15 protein-coding genes are annotated in these 17,309 nt (G+C 62.7%); 2 read left to right on the top strand and 13 right to left on the bottom strand.

Going from position 1 to position 17,309, the window contains the following annotated elements; genetic code table 11:
- Positions 1–16 precede the first annotated feature (16 nt).
- The 9 genes from G5S35_RS24815 to G5S35_RS24780 all read right to left on the bottom strand — a co-directional run bounded on the left by G5S35_RS24815 (position 17) and on the right by G5S35_RS24780 (position 11,552).
- Positions 17–1,456 (bottom strand): efflux transporter outer membrane subunit, encoded by a 1,440-nt coding sequence (locus G5S35_RS24815; RefSeq protein ID WP_074985350.1) that lies wholly within the window; start codon positions 1,454–1,456, stop codon positions 17–19.
- On the bottom strand, positions 1,453–2,658 hold the full coding sequence (locus G5S35_RS24810) for an efflux RND transporter periplasmic adaptor subunit (RefSeq protein WP_183039828.1): 1,206 nt from the start codon (positions 2,656–2,658) through the stop codon (positions 1,453–1,455). Before G5S35_RS24810 ends, G5S35_RS24815 begins: the two co-directional genes overlap by 4 nt.
- A gap of 55 nt (positions 2,659–2,713) precedes the next feature.
- Positions 2,714–4,141 (bottom strand): efflux RND transporter permease subunit, encoded by a 1,428-nt coding sequence (locus G5S35_RS40330; protein ID WP_420874545.1) that lies wholly within the window; start codon positions 4,139–4,141, stop codon positions 2,714–2,716.
- The gene (locus G5S35_RS40325; RefSeq protein WP_420874544.1) at positions 4,072–5,991 is read right to left on the bottom strand and encodes an efflux RND transporter permease subunit; all 1,920 of its coding nucleotides are present in this window, start codon (positions 5,989–5,991) and stop codon (positions 4,072–4,074) included. The genes G5S35_RS40330 and G5S35_RS40325 overlap by 70 nt, the downstream gene beginning before the upstream one ends.
- A gap of 139 nt (positions 5,992–6,130) precedes the next feature.
- Entirely contained in the window at positions 6,131–6,919 is a 789-nt protein-coding gene (locus tag G5S35_RS24800) for a metallophosphoesterase (RefSeq protein ID WP_183039827.1), read from the bottom strand.
- A 40-nt stretch (positions 6,920–6,959) separates the two neighbouring features.
- A complete protein-coding gene (locus tag G5S35_RS24795) occupies positions 6,960–8,015 on the bottom strand; it encodes a lysylphosphatidylglycerol synthase domain-containing protein (RefSeq protein ID WP_183040011.1) in 1,056 nt (351 codons plus the stop codon).
- A 58-nt stretch (positions 8,016–8,073) separates the two neighbouring features.
- Positions 8,074–9,261, bottom strand: coding sequence for a bacteriohopanetetrol glucosamine biosynthesis glycosyltransferase HpnI (gene hpnI / locus G5S35_RS24790; RefSeq protein WP_420874551.1), 1,188 nt, complete (start codon positions 9,259–9,261; stop codon positions 8,074–8,076).
- Between the two features lie 230 nt (positions 9,262–9,491).
- Positions 9,492–9,890, bottom strand: coding sequence for a hypothetical protein (locus tag G5S35_RS24785; protein WP_183039826.1), 399 nt, complete (start codon positions 9,888–9,890; stop codon positions 9,492–9,494).
- Positions 9,891–10,475: 585 nt separating this feature from the next.
- Positions 10,476–11,552, bottom strand: coding sequence for a LacI family DNA-binding transcriptional regulator (locus G5S35_RS24780; RefSeq protein WP_183039825.1), 1,077 nt, complete (start codon positions 11,550–11,552; stop codon positions 10,476–10,478).
- Positions 11,553–11,770: 218 nt separating this feature from the next.
- Here G5S35_RS24780 and G5S35_RS24775 point away from each other — a divergent pair, with 218 nt between their 5' ends.
- Together G5S35_RS24775 and G5S35_RS24770 are read left to right on the top strand one after the other, a co-directional pair.
- Positions 11,771–12,835: a fatty acid desaturase family protein gene (locus G5S35_RS24775; RefSeq protein WP_080180751.1), complete on the top strand. Its 1,065-nt coding sequence runs from the start codon at positions 11,771–11,773 to the stop codon at positions 12,833–12,835.
- A 41-nt stretch (positions 12,836–12,876) separates the two neighbouring features.
- Positions 12,877–13,185, top strand: coding sequence for a non-heme iron oxygenase ferredoxin subunit (locus G5S35_RS24770; protein WP_065059749.1), 309 nt, complete (start codon positions 12,877–12,879; stop codon positions 13,183–13,185).
- Positions 13,186–13,208: 23 nt separating this feature from the next.
- Here the strand turns inward: G5S35_RS24770 and G5S35_RS24765 are convergent, their stop codons facing one another.
- Genes G5S35_RS24765 through pqqC form a run of 4 tightly spaced genes read right to left on the bottom strand, consistent with a single transcriptional unit; the run spans position 13,209 to position 17,258 of the window.
- Entirely contained in the window at positions 13,209–15,050 is a 1,842-nt protein-coding gene (locus G5S35_RS24765) for a S9 family peptidase (RefSeq protein WP_237181657.1), read from the bottom strand.
- A gap of 4 nt (positions 15,051–15,054) precedes the next feature.
- Positions 15,055–16,230, bottom strand: a complete 1,176-nt coding sequence (gene pqqE / locus G5S35_RS24760; RefSeq protein ID WP_074985337.1) for a pyrroloquinoline quinone biosynthesis protein PqqE — start codon at positions 16,228–16,230, stop codon at positions 15,055–15,057.
- Entirely contained in the window at positions 16,223–16,498 is a 276-nt protein-coding gene (gene pqqD / locus G5S35_RS24755) for a pyrroloquinoline quinone biosynthesis peptide chaperone PqqD (RefSeq protein ID WP_074985335.1), read from the bottom strand. Before pqqD ends, pqqE begins: the two co-directional genes overlap by 8 nt.
- 13 nt (positions 16,499–16,511) lie before the next feature.
- Positions 16,512–17,258 (bottom strand): pyrroloquinoline-quinone synthase PqqC, encoded by a 747-nt coding sequence (gene pqqC, locus G5S35_RS24750; protein ID WP_065059745.1) that lies wholly within the window; start codon positions 17,256–17,258, stop codon positions 16,512–16,514.
- Positions 17,259–17,309: the final 51 nt, after the last annotated feature.

The following is a 17,309-nucleotide window of genomic DNA, read 5'->3' as shown; positions in this document are numbered from 1 at the left end:
AATGCGTCCGCGCGTTTCAATGCATGTCGCTCCACGTGCCGCCTAGCGCCTGAATCAATCGCACGCTGGCATCCATTCTTCGTCCTTCGATCACTACGGCATCGCGCTCGTTCGTGAGCGCAATGGTCTGCGAAGTGACCACGTCGAGATAACTGACCGCGCCCGCATTGAAGCGATTCGTCGTGAGTTGCAGCGCCTGCTGCGCGGCTTGGGCGGCGCGCTGCTGCGTAACCGATTCGTCGGCGAGTGTCTGCAGTGCGGAAAGATTGTTCTCCACCTGTTCGAACGCCACGAGCACCGTTTGCCGATAATCGGCCACCGTGCCGTCGTATTGCGCGGTCGCGCCGTGCAAGGTGGCCGTACGCTTGCCGCCGTCGAACAACGTGCCGACGAGTTGCGGGCCGATCGACCAGAACAGGCTCGGCGCGCTGAGCCAGGGCGCGAAGAACGAGCTTTCGAGTCCCGCCGTCGCGCTCAGCACGAGGTTCGGAAAGAACGCCGCGTGCGCCGCGCCGATCTGCGCATTGGCGGCTGCAACGCGACGTTCGGCGGCAGCGATATCGGGACGTCGCTCGATCAATTGCGCAGGCAGCCCCGGCGGAATTGTCGGCAACGTGAATGACGTGTGTGCGGCAGGCAGCGAAAATATCGACGCCGGCTCGCCAATCAACGTGGCGATCGCGTGTTCGAGTTGCGTCCGATTGACGTCGATATCGCGGGCCTGCGTGCGCGTGCTGTCGAGCTGCGTTTGCGCCTGCGCTACTGCCGAAGCGTCGATCGCACCATTGCGCTGCTGGTTCTGCACGATACGCAGCGCGTCGGCATAAGCCTGTACGCTCGCATCGAGCAATTGCTTTTGCGCGTCGAGCGTACGCAAATCGAAATAGTCGACGGCGAGTTGCGCGCTCATCGCCAGCCGTACGGATTCAAGATCGGCGGCGCTCGCCTGTGCATTCGCGCTGGCGTTAGTGACCTCGTCGCGAATGCGGCCGAATACGTCGGGCTCCCACGTCGCGGAAACGCCCACGGCGTAATCGGGAATCGTCTTGCCCGCAAGCGATGAACCTTCTTTATTCGCCGACGTGCGATAGCGGTCCTGCGCGACGCCCGCGGTAATGGTCGGCAGAAACCCCGCGCGTTGATAATCGGTTAGCGCGCGTGCCTGATTCAGATTGGCGAGCGCCTTGCGCACACTTTGATTCGACACGTCGATGCGCGCTTCAAGCGTATTCAATTCCGAATCGTTGAAGACGGTCCACCACGCGCCGCGCGGCGTGGCATCGGCGGGCGTGGCGACTTGCCACGCGGACTGCTGCGCCGAAGCGTCGGACGCGCCCGCGAAATGCGTGGGAATTTCGACCTTGGGCGCCTGATACGGCGCGACTGTCGAGCACGCGGCAAGCGTGGCGATCACCGTCGCAGCGAGCGCGCGTTTGGGCAGCGTGCAAATGCTCATGATTGCTTCGCTCCCGCGTCATGCGTGGTCGTGGCGATGCTGACCGCTTGCCCATTCGTGATGCTGTCGCCGGGATTGTCGATCACGCGATCGCTATCCGCGAGACCCGACGTGATCTCCACATGCGTGCCGAAATCGCGGCCCAGATGCACGAGCTTGATCTGCACCTTGCCGCTCGCATCGACGATGGCGACGGACACGCCATCGGGGCGGAACAACAGTGCGCTCACGGGAATCTCCAGCGCGGGCGTGGCCGTCGTGAGCGCGAGATGCGCCTGCACATAGCCGCCCGGCAACAGCGCGCCGTCGGCATTATCGACGTCGATTTCCACGCGCAAGGTGCGGCTGGTGGGATCGAGCGCGCCTGTCGTGCGCGCCACGCGCGCATTGAAACGACGCCCCGGATATTGCTGCGTCGTGAGCCACGCCTGCGTCGCGGGCGTGATGCTCGCCGCGTCGTCCTGCGGCACGTCCACGAAAACACGCAGCGTCTGCGTTTGCGACAGATGGAACAACTCGTTGGCGGCGTTGGGCGTGCCCGGCGTGCCGCCCGCGGTGACGAGCGCGCCCACGTCCACGTCGCGCGACGTAATCACGCCGTCGAACGGCGCGGTGACTTTTTCATACGAAACGAGTTGCGTCAGGCGCGCGACGTTTGCTTGCGCGGCGGCAAGCGCGGCCTGTTTCGTCTGCATGTCGCTGGTTTTGGCGTCGGCGTCCTGCTGCGCGACCGACTGGCTTTGCAGCATCGTTTGCCAGCGCGCGGCGGTGGTTTTCGCATAGCCATACGCGGCCTGCGCCGAGGTTTCGTCGGCGCGGGCCGCACGCAATTGCGCGTCGAGATCGGGCGCGGCGATATCGGCGAGCACCTGGCCCGCCTTCACGTGCGTGCCGATGTCGGTGTACCAGTGCGCGATATAGCCGCTCGTGCGTGCGTAAATCGAAGCATCCGAATAAGGCGTGGCAGCGCCTGGCAGCACGAGGTCTTCGCTTGCCGGCGCGTGCTGCGGTTGCACGACCGAAACGGTGAGCGTGTTTTGCGCGGACGTTTGCGCGGCGAGCGCCTGGTTCGCACGCAGGCGCGGCACGACGCCCGCTGCGAGCAACGCGAGCGCGAGCGCGGCGAGCAAGGGCAATGCAAAGGAGCGCGAGCGGCGCTTGGTGCTGCCGCCGCGTTCTTGTGAGTTGTCGAGGTCGTTCATGATCGTGAATCGAGCGAGAAATAAGGAGTGTCGATTGAAGCGGCCAGGCGCGGCGTTATTGGTCGGCTTCGGCGGATTGCGCATCGAGCGCGGCGGCTTCCTGGGCCGCTTTCGCCTCGCGCGCCTGAGCGTGTGCTTTGTGCCGTGCGAGCCAGCCGTGGACGATGCTGAACACCACCGGCACGAACATCAGCGTGGAGAGCGTGCCGCACGCGAGACCGCCGATCACGGCGCGGCCGAGCGGTGCATTCTGTTCGCCCCCGTCGCCGAGTCCGAGCGCCATCGGCAACATGCCGATCAGCATCGCGAGCGCCGTCATCATGACGGGACGAAAGCGCGTGAACCCGGCCTGTTCGGCGGCTTCCGCAGGCGCCAGGCCTTCGGCGAGCCGCTCGCGCGCGGCGGTGATCACGAGAATGCTGTTCGCGGTGGCGATGCCGATGCAGAGAATCGTGCCGGTGAGCGCGGGCACGCTGATCGTGGTGTCGGTGGCGAACAGCATCCACGCAATGCCCGCGAGCGAGGCGGGCAGGCCGCTCAGGATAATGAGCGGATCGAGCCACGACTGGAAGTTCACGACCATCAGCAGATAGACGAGCGCAACCGCGAACACGAGACCGCTCAGCAGTCCGGAGAACGCCTCGTGCATGGCCTGCACCTGGCCGCGAAGCACGATGGACGAACCCGGCGGCAGTTTCGCTTCCTCGCTCTTCACGATGGCGGCGACGTCGTTCGCCACGCTACCCAGGTCGCGGCCTTGCACTGATCCAAAGATATCGAGCACAGGCTGTACGTTGTAATGCGATACGACGGCTTGTTGCGTGCCGCGCGTAAACGTGCCGAGCGAGCCGAGCAGATTCTGCACGTGCGGCGCGCCATTCGCGGCATTTTGCGGGCCAGCGGTGTCACTCGTTGCCGAACCGGTCAGCGGCAGATTCGCGAGCGCCTGCAGCGAATTCACGTCGTACTGCGGCATCATCACCATCAGCGGATAACTCACGCCGTTCTTCGGGTCGAGCCAGAAATTCGGTGTGGTTTGCGAACTGCCCGAGAGCGCGATCAGCAGGTTCTGCGCGACGTCGCGTTGCAGCAGCCCCGATTGCATCGCCTTGGTGCGATCCACGTCGATATTGATCGCGGGTTCGTCGCCCGGTTGTTGCAGCCGCGCATCGACGAGGCCGCGCACGCCACGCAGTTTCGCGAGCAGATCGTTTGCGACGACGCGATTGGCCGCGAGCTTGTTGCCGACGATTTGAATATCGATCGGCGCGGGCAAGCCGAAGTTGAGAATCTGGCTGACGATATCGGCGGGCAGGAATGCGAAGCTCACGCCGGGAAATGCTTTCGCGAGTTCGTTACGCAGTTGTGCAACATACTGCGCGGTCGGCCGGTGGTCCGGTTTGAGCGACACCATCACATCGGCGTCTTCGGTGCCGATTGGGTCCGACGAGTCATACGTGAGATTGATGCCGCTGACCGGCACGCCGATATTGTCGAGTATCGCGCCTTGTTCCGCGGGGGAATCACGCTGCGAATGCGTGCTTCCACTTCGTCGGTGAGACGCGCGGTTTGCTCGATACGCGTGCCTGTGGGCGCGCGCAGATGCAAACGGATCTCGCCGGTATCCACGCTCGGGAAAAAGTCGCGGCCCGTGAAGGCGAGCAGTGCGAGCGAAGCAAAACAGCAGCCGAGAAAAATCGGCACGAAGCGGCGTCGTTGCGCGATGGCGCCGGCGAGCGTCGCGCGATAACGCAGACGCAACGCTTCGAAGCGCGCTTCGAATGCGGCCTGAAAGCGCGTAACTTTCGCAACGAAAGCGTTTGCACGCGTTTTGCTGGTTTTATTCCCAGTCGTGCGTTCTTTCAGCAAATAAAGCGCAAGCGTCGGCACAACCGTGCGCGAAAAGAAATACGATGCGCACATCGCGAAGATCACCGCTTCCGCCATCGGCACGAACAGATAATGCGCGACGCCGGTGAGCAGAAACATCGGCGCGAAGACGATGCAGATCGACAGCGTGGAAACGAAGGTCGGCACCGCAATTTCGCCCGAGCCATTAAGAATGGCGTCGTAAAGCGGTTCGCCGTTTTCGAGGTGATGTGTGATGTTTTCGATGGCGACGGTGGCGTCGTCCACGAGTATGCCCACGGCGAGCGCGAGGCCGCCGAGCGTCATGATGTTGATGGTCTGGCCGAGCGCGGAGAGTGCGAGTATCGACGTGAGCACCGCAAGCGGAATCGAGACGGCAATGATCAGCGTCGCACGCCAGCTGCCGAGAAACAGCAGGATCATGAGCGCGGTGAGCGCGGCGGCGATCAGCGCTTCGCGTACCACGCCGCCAATTGCGGCCTTCACGAAGACCGACTGGTCGCCGAGCGGCGTGATCTTCAACGCTTTCGGCAGGCCCGCCGCGATATGCGGCAGCAGCGCGCGCACCTGGTCGATGATCGTCAGCGTCGACGTATTGCCGGTCTTTTCGATCGTGAGCAGCGCCGCGCGCTTGCCGTCGCTGCGCACGATATTGGTTTGCGGCGCGTAACCGTCGCGCACGTGAGCGACGTCGCGCACGTAAATCACACTGCCGTTCACCGTCTTCACCGGCAGGTTGTTGAGCGCGGCGATCGTGTCGGTGCTGCCGTTCATCTGCACGTTGTATTCGCGCGCGCCGATTTTCGCGGTGCCGCCCGGCAGGATCAGGTTCTGCGCGTTGATCGCATTCACCACGTCGAGCGGCGCGAGACCTTTGGCCTGCAAGGCGTGCGGATCGAGATCGACCATGATCTGGCGCACCTTGCCGCCGAACGGCAGCGGCACCGACGCGCCTTGCACGGTCGCGAGCTGCGTGCGAATAAAGCTGTTGCCGAGGTCGTAAAGCTGTTGTTCCGCGAGGGTCGCGCTCGACAGGCCCAATTGCAGGATCGGCACCGTCGAGGCGTTGTAGGTGATGATATTCGGCGGCAGTGTGCCGGGCGGCAGCACGCGCAATATCGACGCGGAATTGCTCGCCGCCTGCGCGATGGCGCGATTGATATCCGCGCCCGGATGAAAGAACACCTTGATGACCGACACGCCATTCAGCGATTGCGATTCGATGTGTTCGATATCGTCGACGTCGGACGTCAGCGCGCGTTCGTAATTCGACGTAATGCGCTGCGCCATGTCCTGCGCCGAAAAGCCGTTATACGACCAGACGATGCTGACCACCGGAATATCGATGTTCGGAAAGATATCGGTGGGGGTGCGAAGAATCGCGAGCGGTCCCGCGATCAAGATGAGAATCGCGAGAACGGCGAACGTATAAGGGCGGCGCAGGGCGAGCCGGACAATCCACATGACGAACCTGTTTGACGGTGAGCGCGCGCGGTGTGCAGAGCAACGCGCGCGCAAAGCGGGCAGAAGTCCGCAGTCTGACGTCGGGGGCTTTGCCGCAGGGTGACCGTCGGATTACAAAATCGTCATGTGGCGAGGCGGATCAGACCTCGATGGTGCGCAGCGGATCGAAGGCGCGGTTTTCCCAGGCCAGTTCGTCGGCGCGTTGCGCCTCGCCGGCATTGAGCGGGTAACCGCGCGGATTCGTCATGACGCGCGCGCCATTTGCGCGATAGTCGAACGAATCGTGCACATGGCCATGAATCCAGAGATTCGCGTAGGGCAGCAAATAACGCAGGTCGCTGAGAAAGGCGGGATTGTCGGGATGCGTGGCAAAGCGGTCGTGAATCGAATCAGGCGAAATACCGTGATGCGTGACCACGATCGTTTTGCCCTTGAACGGTGCAGCGAGTTCGCGTACGAGCCACGAAACCGAGCGCTGATGTTCGAGCAAGGCGTCTTCGGGGCTGAACGGCACGCGGCCGTCGAGCGTGATCGCGCTGTGATCCGAATTGGTGTCGAGCGCATATTGCATGTCGCGCGCGCGATTGCCATACAGCGCGTAATCGGTCCACAGGCAACAGCCCAGAAAACGCACGTTGCCGATCACGGTCGCGCTGCGTTCCAGAAAATGCACGTGCGTGCCTTCGGCTCGCGCGTGCAGCGCCGCGGTCACGTCGGGCCATGCGCCGCCATAGGCTTCATGATTGCCGCAGACGTAGACGACCGGCACGGGCCAGTTGGCGAAGGCGTCGAGGGCTTGGGTGCCCCGATGAATATCGCCCGCGAGCACCAGCACGTCGGCGCCGGGAGCGGGCGGAAAAGGGGGCGCCTCGGCAAAGCGCGCGTCGAGCGCGTCGAGGTGCAGATCGGAGGCGATCTGAATACGCATAAGGGTCCTGCCAACGAAGCGGAGAATCGAACGCTGCGTATTATCGCGAATCCAGCCGGTCGGGTGCAGTCTGGCTTACATTCTCCGTCTCGGCGCGATCCATCGTAGTGGTTGTATTCGCGAGAGCGGCTGCCTTGGGTGCGTTCTCCTCGATCTGCCAGGCAACAAGTCCGGGCAGATAAAACAGCAGATCGCGCAGGCGGCGCGCGCCCGCTAGTGCGAGGCAGGTGGGTGCGTCGATGCCGAGCACCGAGCCGATCAGCACGAAACTGCCTTCCTGTACGCCCAGACTGCCGGGCACGAGAAACGCAATGCTGCTGGCAAGCTGAATGAGCGCTTCGAATACGAAGGCCTGTGCGAACGTTGCATTCACACCCAATGCGTGCAACGCAATCCAGATTTCGAGCGCGAGGCCGAGGCATTGCAGCGTTTGCCAGATCACGAGGTATTGCATCACCACGGACGTCTGGCGCCAGACCGATTTAATCGAATCGTCGATACGCCGCGAATTACCCATCAGTCCATAGACCTTACCACCCGTTACGCGATTGACGAGATTCGCCGCACGCTCGAACGGACGCGCGTGTTGCACGAGCGCGAACAGCAACAGGATCGGCATGAAGAGCGCAATGCCCAGCGCGAAATGCGCGGCCACGCGTGCGCCCATGCTGCTCGTTTGCGCCAGTAGATACGCGATGGCCAGCAGCGCGAAAATCACCTGGCTGATGAGCGTGAGCTGTATATCGGTGACGAGACTCGCGACGATGGCGGCAGGGCGCACGCCCTGGCGGCCGAGCAGGCGGAACGACACCAGTTCGCCGCCGATGCGGGCAACCGGCAGCAGTCCGTTCACCGATTCGCGTATCCAGACGAGCCTGAGCATGAACGCGAGCGTAGGGCGCTGCGCGCGCCGGATCAGCAGACGCCAGTCCCACGCATTCGCGAGCATGGGCAGCACGTGAACGAGCGCCGCGAGCACGAGACCGAAGCCGGCCTTGCGCATCAATTCGACGATGGTTGCGGGATTGTCTCGCCAAACGAGCCAGATCGCGAAGAGCAAACCGCATAGCGCGGCGACGCGACCGACGTGCTTCATATTCATTCTGGTCCAGCTTGTATAAGGAAGTTCACGCGTTTTCGATGCGGCCAATGGCTCATTCATCGGAGGAAAGCGTCAGCATGCCCGCGCTGTTCACGCGAAAGCGGCGTCCCCGCCACATGACATGCGAGGAAAGAAAACTGCTGAGATACACCGTGAATTGCACGATATCCCACATCGGCAGCAGCCACCAGCCTTTGGAGGATTGCGCCGTCGCGCGGTCGATGCGCCAGCGCAGCAGTTGGCGTGCCGCGAGGGCGAGCAGCAGCACGCCCGACGAAGCCAGTGTGCCGCTCGACGCGAGCAGCGCCAGCAACGCGTAGGGCATTGGATGCATCAGGCACGCGCCGAGATGGCCGAGTCGATCAGCGGCGCGGATGGTGCGGCTCCAGCGCAATTCATGTGTGAACAGCGCGGAAAACGTGGCCTCGGTGCAGGCGTGACGAACAAGATGCGAGGGCACCGCGACGGTCGTGCCGATGCGGCGCGCGGCTTCGCCAAGCGCGTGGTCTTCGGCGAGATGATGCGAGAACTGCGCGAGTCCGCCGATGGCGTCGAGCGTGGCGCGCGTCATGGCGATCGTCTGGCCGAAGCACGGGCGTGCGCGGCCAATAGCCAGTCCCGTCACCACGCCGGGCAGGAAATGGTAATTGGTGGCGGCGACCGAACCGCGCGTCCAGAAACCGGGCGCAGGAATGCCGCGATAGGCGCAGGTGACGATGCCCACGCCCGGCTGCTCGAGTTCGCCAGCGATTGCGCGCAGATAACCGCGATCGACGCTCACGTCGCTATCGGCGAAACACAGCACGTCGTGGCGCACATGATCGAGCATGTTGACGAGATTCGCGACCTTGCGATTGGGGCCATAAAGACGCGAATCGACGACTACCGCAATATCCGCATCGGGAAAGCGCGCGCGCAGCGCATTCACCACGTTCAGGGCTTCGTCGTTGGCGTCGTGTACGCCGAATACGTGCTGCACCGGCCCCGGATAATCCTGATCGAAAAAGCTCGCAAGGTGATCCTCGAGTTGCCACTCCGTACCGTGCAGCGGCTTGATCAGTGTGACGCCGGGAAAATGTGCCGGCACTGCCGCGTTGCGCTGGAAAAAACGGTCCACGTTCCACGCGGCGAACAAGGTATAAGCGATGCCGATCGCCGCGAGCATGGAAAAGGACAGTGTCGCGAGGCACGCCAGGAAATGCGCGACAGTATGCGTGGTGGCTTTGTCGATGGCGATCATCGCCAGCAGAGAAAGACCGACGCACGCAATGGTCAGCGCCTTGAGCGAATGGTCGTCGTGTGTACGAGGCGTACGCATCATGCTGCGCGCACCGAGGTGAGCGAGCGCGCGCCGCCGTCGAATCTCTTATTCGACGGAGCCAGCCAGAACAGCGTTTTCATAGGTTGAGTGTCGCCCTGCACGGGTCTATGCCCGGACATAGTGTCGGTGAAGATGGTGACGCAGCGAAGTCAGAACTTCGGGTCTGAATAATGGGGCGCATCGTGACGGCCGGCGAATGCGCCGTGTGCATCGTCGAGTTTCGGCTCGCAAAGCAGGCAATGCAGGCTGACCAGCACACGATGAGGGCAATCGTGTGACATCCACTCCATTCCCGGCGCGTGGCTGGCATCACGCAGAAAGCCGCGGCTCGCCGCGTGACGAAACGCCGCGTGCGCCATTGTGCGCACGAGCAGTGCGATCAAAACGATCGATACCGCGGCAGCCAGATGAAAGGTGGGATTGTCGAAGCGTTCGATCGGCGCGCCCAGAATCAGTACGCCAATAAAGACCATGCCTTGAATTGCGAGTGCAGCGAGCGCAGCAACCAGAATATGTGCTTGCCACTGGCGAATCGTCCAGAATCTCACGTGTGCGACTCCAGCGGTCCATGCCACGACGGACATGTGTGGGTTTCAAATTCCATGCGGAACCATTCATTTCGATTGCGGTAAAACATGCGCCATTCAACGCGCCGCATTCGAGATCCCGCGATCGTACGAGCTACTAGCTGAAGGCATGCTTAAGGCAACGTCGTGCGACGGAGATTCTCGTCACTTATATTTGACGAATCGTTACAGCACGTGCGCGAGTACGTTTTTTGATATCGATTTTCATTACGATTTGCCGTCGCAATGACTGTGAATATCTTCGCAATTGATCAGGATAACAAACCAATTGAGTCGGGTGTATGTCGGCTTTATGTCGTCTACTTTTCATCGTGAAAGATTCACATGATTCATTACGATAACTTTCCAATACTTTCATTTGCGCCTGGCAAAAAACGGCCGCCGGTCAACGGCGGCCTTCAAGACACACGCCGGCTCGGGCGATGCCCGCCGACTTGCATGCGTCCAACAATGCAAGACGCGGGATCATCTCAGCAGGTTCGGTGCCTGGTTCGACAGACGAATGCAAACGAATCAGCGGATGAATCGGCAAGCGTCGATCCATGCCTACGCAACGAGGTACGGACTGCGCCTCACGTTTGCCGGGCAAAATACGCGAAACTCGACCGGCTCCGTGCCAGGTGAGTCGGCAACGATGCCGCTCGCGTGCAGCGCATGCTGGAGCGCGGCGATCACCTGACCGTCCGGGTCCTGATCAATGGCGATATCCATGATGCCGGCGTCGATGTATTGCCGATGAATGTCGAGCATTTCGTGGCCGATCCACACCACGTCGCCCGCGAGTCCCGCTTTGCGCAGTGCGGCTTCGATACCCGCCGATCCATAACCGGTGTTGTAGATGCCCGCGAGTGGACCGTGCCGCAGCGCGGCGTTCACGGCGCGATAGCAGCGGTCGTCGGCGTCTTGCGATTCGTTGGGCGAGACTTCGCAGACGAACTGCGGATAACGTTCCGCGATCTGCTCGCGGCAGCCTTCGATGCGGTCGGCGTGTGCGCGATAGTCGAGTCGGGCCGGCAACAACAGCACGCGACCCGGTTTCGCGAGGCGGCCGAGAAAATAGCCTGCCGTGCGGCCTGCGCGCCGATTGTCGATGCCCGCGAAATGCTGTCGCTCGATACCGCCGATGTCGGTGACCATCGTTACGACGGTTTCGCCGCGCGCGATCGCGGCGGCCAGTGCGGCGCGCACGTCGGGCGTGTCTCGCGCGGTAACGATGAGCGCGGCGCGGCGGTGACGGGCGTGGCCGATCGATTCAGTCAGACGCGCTTCGTTGGCGGCGCTCAACAGCGTGCGATGCACGACCACGCGACGGTCGAGCATCTGCATTGCGCGCTGCAAGGCCTGGCGCAAGCGATGGAAGAAGGGGAGATCGCTGTCCGGCAGCAGCACGTCGATATGCACGAGGCCGTGATGCGCGTCGGGCATCAGGCGCGGCACGCCAAGCTGTTTCGCGGCGGCCACGACGCGCTCGCGCGCCTGCGCCGAGACGCTGCCACGTTCGTTGAGCACGCGGTCGACGGTCGTCGTGCTGACGCCCGCAAGCTCCGCGATATCGACGAAGCGCGCGGTGCGCTTACGCCAGTGCGATGGCGTTGGTGGCGGCGATGGCGTTGCCTTCGGCACGTTGCGTCTCCTCGTTGTCGTCTTTTGTCATGCTGCGGTGCACGCTGATTGCGCGATCGCTCCGGCTACGCTAGAAGAAAGACGAAATTTCGTCAATCTTCGCATTGAGTCGCATCGCGCACTCACCTATGTTCGTCACATGAGCGCCGCGCATACGACACGGCGCCATACCGGACAAGGTGGCACAGGTGGCGCACAGGCAAACTGCGGAAAAAACCATGGAGACGGCCGCGCATCCGGCGCGCGAGGCGTATCGCTTGATTGGCGGTGCGGGCGAGCGCGCGCAGGCCGCCGGTCTCGTCAACGCGGACTGGTACAAATGCCCCGTGCCGCGCGCCACGATGAAGCAATTGATGCAGCGCAGCGACGGCCGTGCGATTCGCGACACCGTGCTCTGGTATCTATCGATCATCGCGAGTGCTGCCGTGGCGGGCTACGCGTGGTATCTGCATTCGCTCTGGGCGATTCCGGCTTTTCTGCTTTACGGCACGCTCTATTGCAGTCCCGCGGATTCGCGCTGGCATGAAGCGGGACACGGCACGGCATTCAAAACGCGCTGGATGAACGACGCGCTGTATCAGGTCGCTTCGTTTCAGGTTTTCCGCCGCGCCACGGTCTGGCGCTGGAGCCACGCGCGCCACCATACGGATACGCTTGTGGTCGGGCGCGATCCGGAAATCGGCGCGCAACGTCCCACCGATTGGTTCGCGCTCGCGCTCAATATCTTCGCGATCAAACACGTGGCGCACGAATTGCCGCGCATGATCAGCGCAGCGTTCGGGCGGATCGGCGCGGAAGAAGAGACCTTTATTCCCGCATCGGAATGGAAAAAGGCGACGCGCGAGGCGCGCATTTCACTGGGTATTTACGCGCTCGTGCTGGCTGCGTGCATTGGCTTTCGCTCGATCTTGCCGTTGCTTTACATCGGTCTGCCGAGCCTGTATGGCGCGTGGCTCTATCTGTATTTCGGGCTAACACAACACGCGGGCCTGCCCGAGAACGTGCTCGATCATCGGCGCAATTGCCGTACGGTGAAGATGAATCCGCTCTTTCGGTTTCTTTACTGGAACATGAATTATCACGTCGAACATCATATGTTTCCGATGGTGCCGTTTCATGCGCTGCCGAAACTGCACGACGTGGTGAAAGCCGATATGCCCACGCCGTATACCAGCACGCTCGCGGCATACGCCGAGATCATTCCGGCGCTGGTGCGCCAGACGCGTGATCCGTCCTATGCGGTCGCGCGGCCCATTCCGGAAGCGGGCGCCGCACAGGCATAAAGCACGACAACAATCATCGACACGACAATCAGGAGACGAACATGACGCAATGGATCGACGCCGCGGCGCTCGACGATATCGAAGACGAAGACGTGATGCGTTTCGATCACGCGGGCCATACCTACGCGATCTACCGCATTGGGGCGGATGTGTATGCGAGCGACGGACTCTGCACGCACGAGCAGGTGCATTTGAGCGAGGGACTCGTGATGGGCCATGTGATCGAATGTCCGAAACACAATGGCCGTTTCGACGTGCGAGACGGGCGCCCATTGTGTGCGCCCGTGTGCGAAAAACTCCAGACGTGGCCCGCGAAAGTGGAGGGCGGCCGCATTCTGCTCGAAATCTGATGAATCGATGCAGGGCGCGCCGCTTATTTCACGGGCAAACCGAGAATGCCGCAGTAAAACGCGTATTCGGCCTTGAGCGCGTGCGCCTGATTCACCGCCTTGCGAAAACCGTGCCGCTCGTCGGCGTAGTAATGCGCTTCCACGCGCACGCCGTTTTCTTCCAGCGCGGCGGCCATGCTGCGCGTTTGATCGGGCGTCACGACGGCGTCGAGTTCGCCCTGGAAGAAAATCACCGGCACGCGAATATCGCTCGCGTGCAGTAGCGGTGTGCGAGCGCGATAGCGTTGGAGATCGGCAACCGGGTCGCCAATCAGCCAGTCGAGATAATCGGCTTCGAACTTGTGCGTGTGCTCGGCGAGCGTGAGCGGATCGCTCACGCCATACAGGCTGCCGCCGCCGCGAAATACGTTGCGGAACGCCAGCGCGCAGAGCGCCGTGTAGCCGCCGGCGCTGCCGCCGCGAATGAAGGCGCGCGCGGGATCGATACGCTGTTGTCCGGCCAGCCAGGCGACGACATGGCAGGCGTCGTCCACGTCGGCCACGCCCCAGTTCTCGCGCAGCGCTTCGCGAAACGCGCGGCCATAGCCGGTGCTGCCGCGATAATTCAGATTGACGACGGCGAAGCCGCGCTGCGTCCAGTACGGAATGCGCGGATCGAACACGGGATAGCAGGCCGAAGTCGGACCGCCGTGAATGAACAGCACGACGGGCGGCGCTTTCACGTCGCCTTCGGGCGCGTAGAAATAGCCATGCGCGTTGCTGTGCGATTCGCCATGCGCGTGCTGCTCGTCGTCGTAGCCGCTGGGGAATTGCAGAATCTCCGGCTGCGGAATACGCGCGTCGGGCATCATCGGCGACACTTCGGCGAGCGCACGCACGCGATGATCGCGACGTCCTATCGCGAGCACGGCGGCGGGGCAACTCGGTGAAGCGGCGATGCAATAAAGATGCTCCGCGTCGGCGGCGAGATTGCGAAAGCGGCTGTATTCGGCGGCGAGTTCGTGGCATGCGCCATCGGCGTCGCGATGGCCGAGTTTGCCCCAGCCGTGCTCCATCCATGCGCCCAGATTCGTGCCGTCGTCGAGCGCGATCCAGCTGCGTCCGCCGAGTTGCCACGGCGCGGCAGCGTGGTCGGCGGGCGTGCTCGGCAGGGCTTCGAGCGTGCCGCCGGATTCGCGCCAGGGCTGCCAGAAACCGGCGCGATCGCTCAGGCAGAACAGATGGCCGTGCGCGTCGAAATGCGGCTGTTGCAACGCTTCTTCGCGTGCGTCGCCGGCGAGTGTGCGCGGCGCGCTCCAGCCTTGCGCACTGCGTTCGCCAAGACGCAATTGCGTCGACGTCCACGGCTGATGCGGGCGTTGCCATTCGATCCACGCCAGTCGCGAACCGTCGGGGCTCAGGCAGGGCGCGGCGTAAAAATCGCCGCCTTCCGCGAGTACCGAGCGCGCGCCGTCATCGAGTGCAATCGACACGAGGCGATGCGTGCCGCCGTCTTCTTCCACTGCGAGAATCGCGCCGTGGCTGAAGCGCAGATCGCCATAGCGTCGCGTGCCTTGCGTGAGTGTAACGGGCGCGCTATGACCGTCGATCGGCTGACGATAAAGCTGCTGATCTTTCTCGTTGACGAAGACGATCGCGTCAGCGGCAATGCAAAATGAACCGCCGCCGTATTCGTAGACGCGTCCACGCACGCTGAAACCATCGGGCGTCAAACAGCGCGGCGTGTTGCCCGCTTCGCGCGGCACAGCGTGCCAGATCCGGCACACGGCATCGGCAGGATCGTACGCCGACCAGAATGCGCCGCGCTCGCTCGCGGCCAGTTCGATGAAATCCTTGCCGGCCGCCACGGCCTGCTCGGCGGTCATGCGCTCAGGGATTGCCGAGCGTGCGGGAGTTTCGGTCATTGCGGAAGATGAGCGGTTGAGTCGTGGGCACCGGCTGTGCCGCCTCGCTGCGCGCCTGCACGATGATGCGGTGCTCAGGCGATTTTCCGCACACGGGGTCCGCGTTCGCCGCGTCGCCGGTCAGCATGAAAGCCTGGCAGCGGCAGCCGCCGAAGTCTTTCTCTTTTTCGTCGCACGAGCGGCACGGCTCGGGCATCCACGCGTCGCCGCGAAAGCGGTTGAAGCCGAACGAGTCGTACCAGATGTGGCGCAGATCGTGATCGCGCACGTTGGGAAACTGGATCGGCAACTGGCGCGCGCCATGGCACGGCAGCGCGGTGCCGTCGGGCGTGACAGTGAGAAAAATCGCGCCCCAGCCGCCCATGCAGGCCTTCGGACGCTCCTCGTAATAATCGGGCGTCACGAAAATCAGCTTGCACGGATTGCCGCTGGCTTCAAGTTTCGCGCGGTATTCGTTGGTGATGCGTTCCGCGCGTTCGAGCTGTTCGCGCGTCGGCAGCAATTGCGCGCGATTGAGTTTGGCCCAGCCGTAAAACTGGCAGGTCGCGAGTTCGACGAAATCGGCTTCGAGCGCAATGCACAACTCGATGATGCGGTCGATGTCGTCGATGTTATAGCGGTGCGTGACGAAGTTCAGCACCATCGGGTAACCGTGCGCCTTCACGGCGCGCGCCATCGCGAGCTTCTGCGCGAACGCCTTGCTCGAACCGGCGAGCATGTTGTTGACCTGCTCGTCGCTCGACTGAAAACTGATCTGAATGTGATCGAGTCCCGCCCGCTGAAAATCGGCGATCTTCTGTTCAGTAAGGCCAATGCCCGACGTAATCAGATTGGTGTAATAGCCGAGTTTGCGCGCTTCGCCGATCAATTCGGCGAGGTCCTGGCGCACCAGCGGCTCGCCGCCGGAAAAACCGATTTGCGCCGCGCCCATCGCGCGCGCTTCGGTCATCACACGAATCCAGTCCTGCGTGCTCAGTTCGTTGCCCTGGCGCGCGAAATCCACGGGATTCGAGCAATAAGGGCATTGCAGCGGGCAACGGTACGTGACTTCGGCGAGCAGCCACAGCGGCAGGCCGACGTTCGGCGCCGCCGTGGTGGCGGAGCCCGTCGACGCGGCGGGCGAAAGCGTGAGTTCAGACAAGATCGATCCAGTGCTTTTCACGCGCGACGAGCATGAATTGCTCGACGTCTTCGGCCAGTTCCGGCGCGCCGGGGAATTGCGTATTCAACTGGTCGATGATGGCCGCGACGCTGCGCTCGCCGTCGATCAGCGAGCCGATCGCCGAGGCGCTTTCATTGAGCTTCACCATGCCCTCGGGATAGAGCAGCACGTGCGCGTTCTGCGCGGGCTCGTATTGAAAGCGATACCCCCGGCGCCAGACCGGTTTCAGATTGCGGTCGAAATTCACAGTGTGGTTCCTTTTAAACGCCCTTATGCCAGACGCGCTCGTTCGTGACCGAATGATAGGGCGGGCGGCCGAGTTCGTACGCCATCGACATCGCGTCGAGCATGGTCCACAGAATGTCGAGTTTGAATTGCAGGATCTCCAGCATACGCTGCTGGCTTTCAAACGTCGTGTAATGCTGCAACGTGATCTGCAAACCGTGTTCGACGTCGCGGCGCGCCTGGCTTAGACGCGAGCGGAAATATTCGTAGCCGCGCGGGTCGATCCACGGATAATGCGTCGGCCACGTATCGAGGCGCGACTGGTGAATCTGCGGCGCGAACAGCTCGGTGAGCGAGCTGCTCGCGGCTTCCTGCCAGCTCGCGCGGCGCGCGAAATTCACGTAAGCGTCGACCGCGAAACGCACGCCCGGCAGCACCAGTTCCTGCGAACGCAATTGCTCGGGATCGAGCCCGACCGCTTCGCCCAGACGCAGCCACGCTTCGATTCCGCCGTCTTCACCCGGCGCGCCGTCGTGGTCGAGCAGACGCTGAATCCAGAGGCGACGCACTTCGCGATCGGGACAATTGGCGAGAATCGCCGCGTCCTTCATCGGAATGTTGACCTGGTAGTAGAAGCGGTTGGCCACCCAGCCCTGGATCTGCTCGCGGGTCGCACGGCCCTCGTACATCGCCACGTGATACGGATGGTGAATGTGATAGAACGCGCCTTTGGCGCGCAGGGCCTGTTCGAATTGTTCGGGAGTGAGGGCGGGTTGGCTCATGGTTCGGTCCAATGGCGTCGCGGCGAAATCGCGCGCGGCTCAGGAAAGCGC

The organism is Paraburkholderia tropica, from assembly GCF_014171495.1.
In the GTDB taxonomy this organism is placed as follows: domain Bacteria; phylum Pseudomonadota; class Gammaproteobacteria; order Burkholderiales; family Burkholderiaceae; genus Paraburkholderia; species Paraburkholderia tropica.
This window is presented reverse-complemented; position numbering and strand designations above follow the sequence as displayed.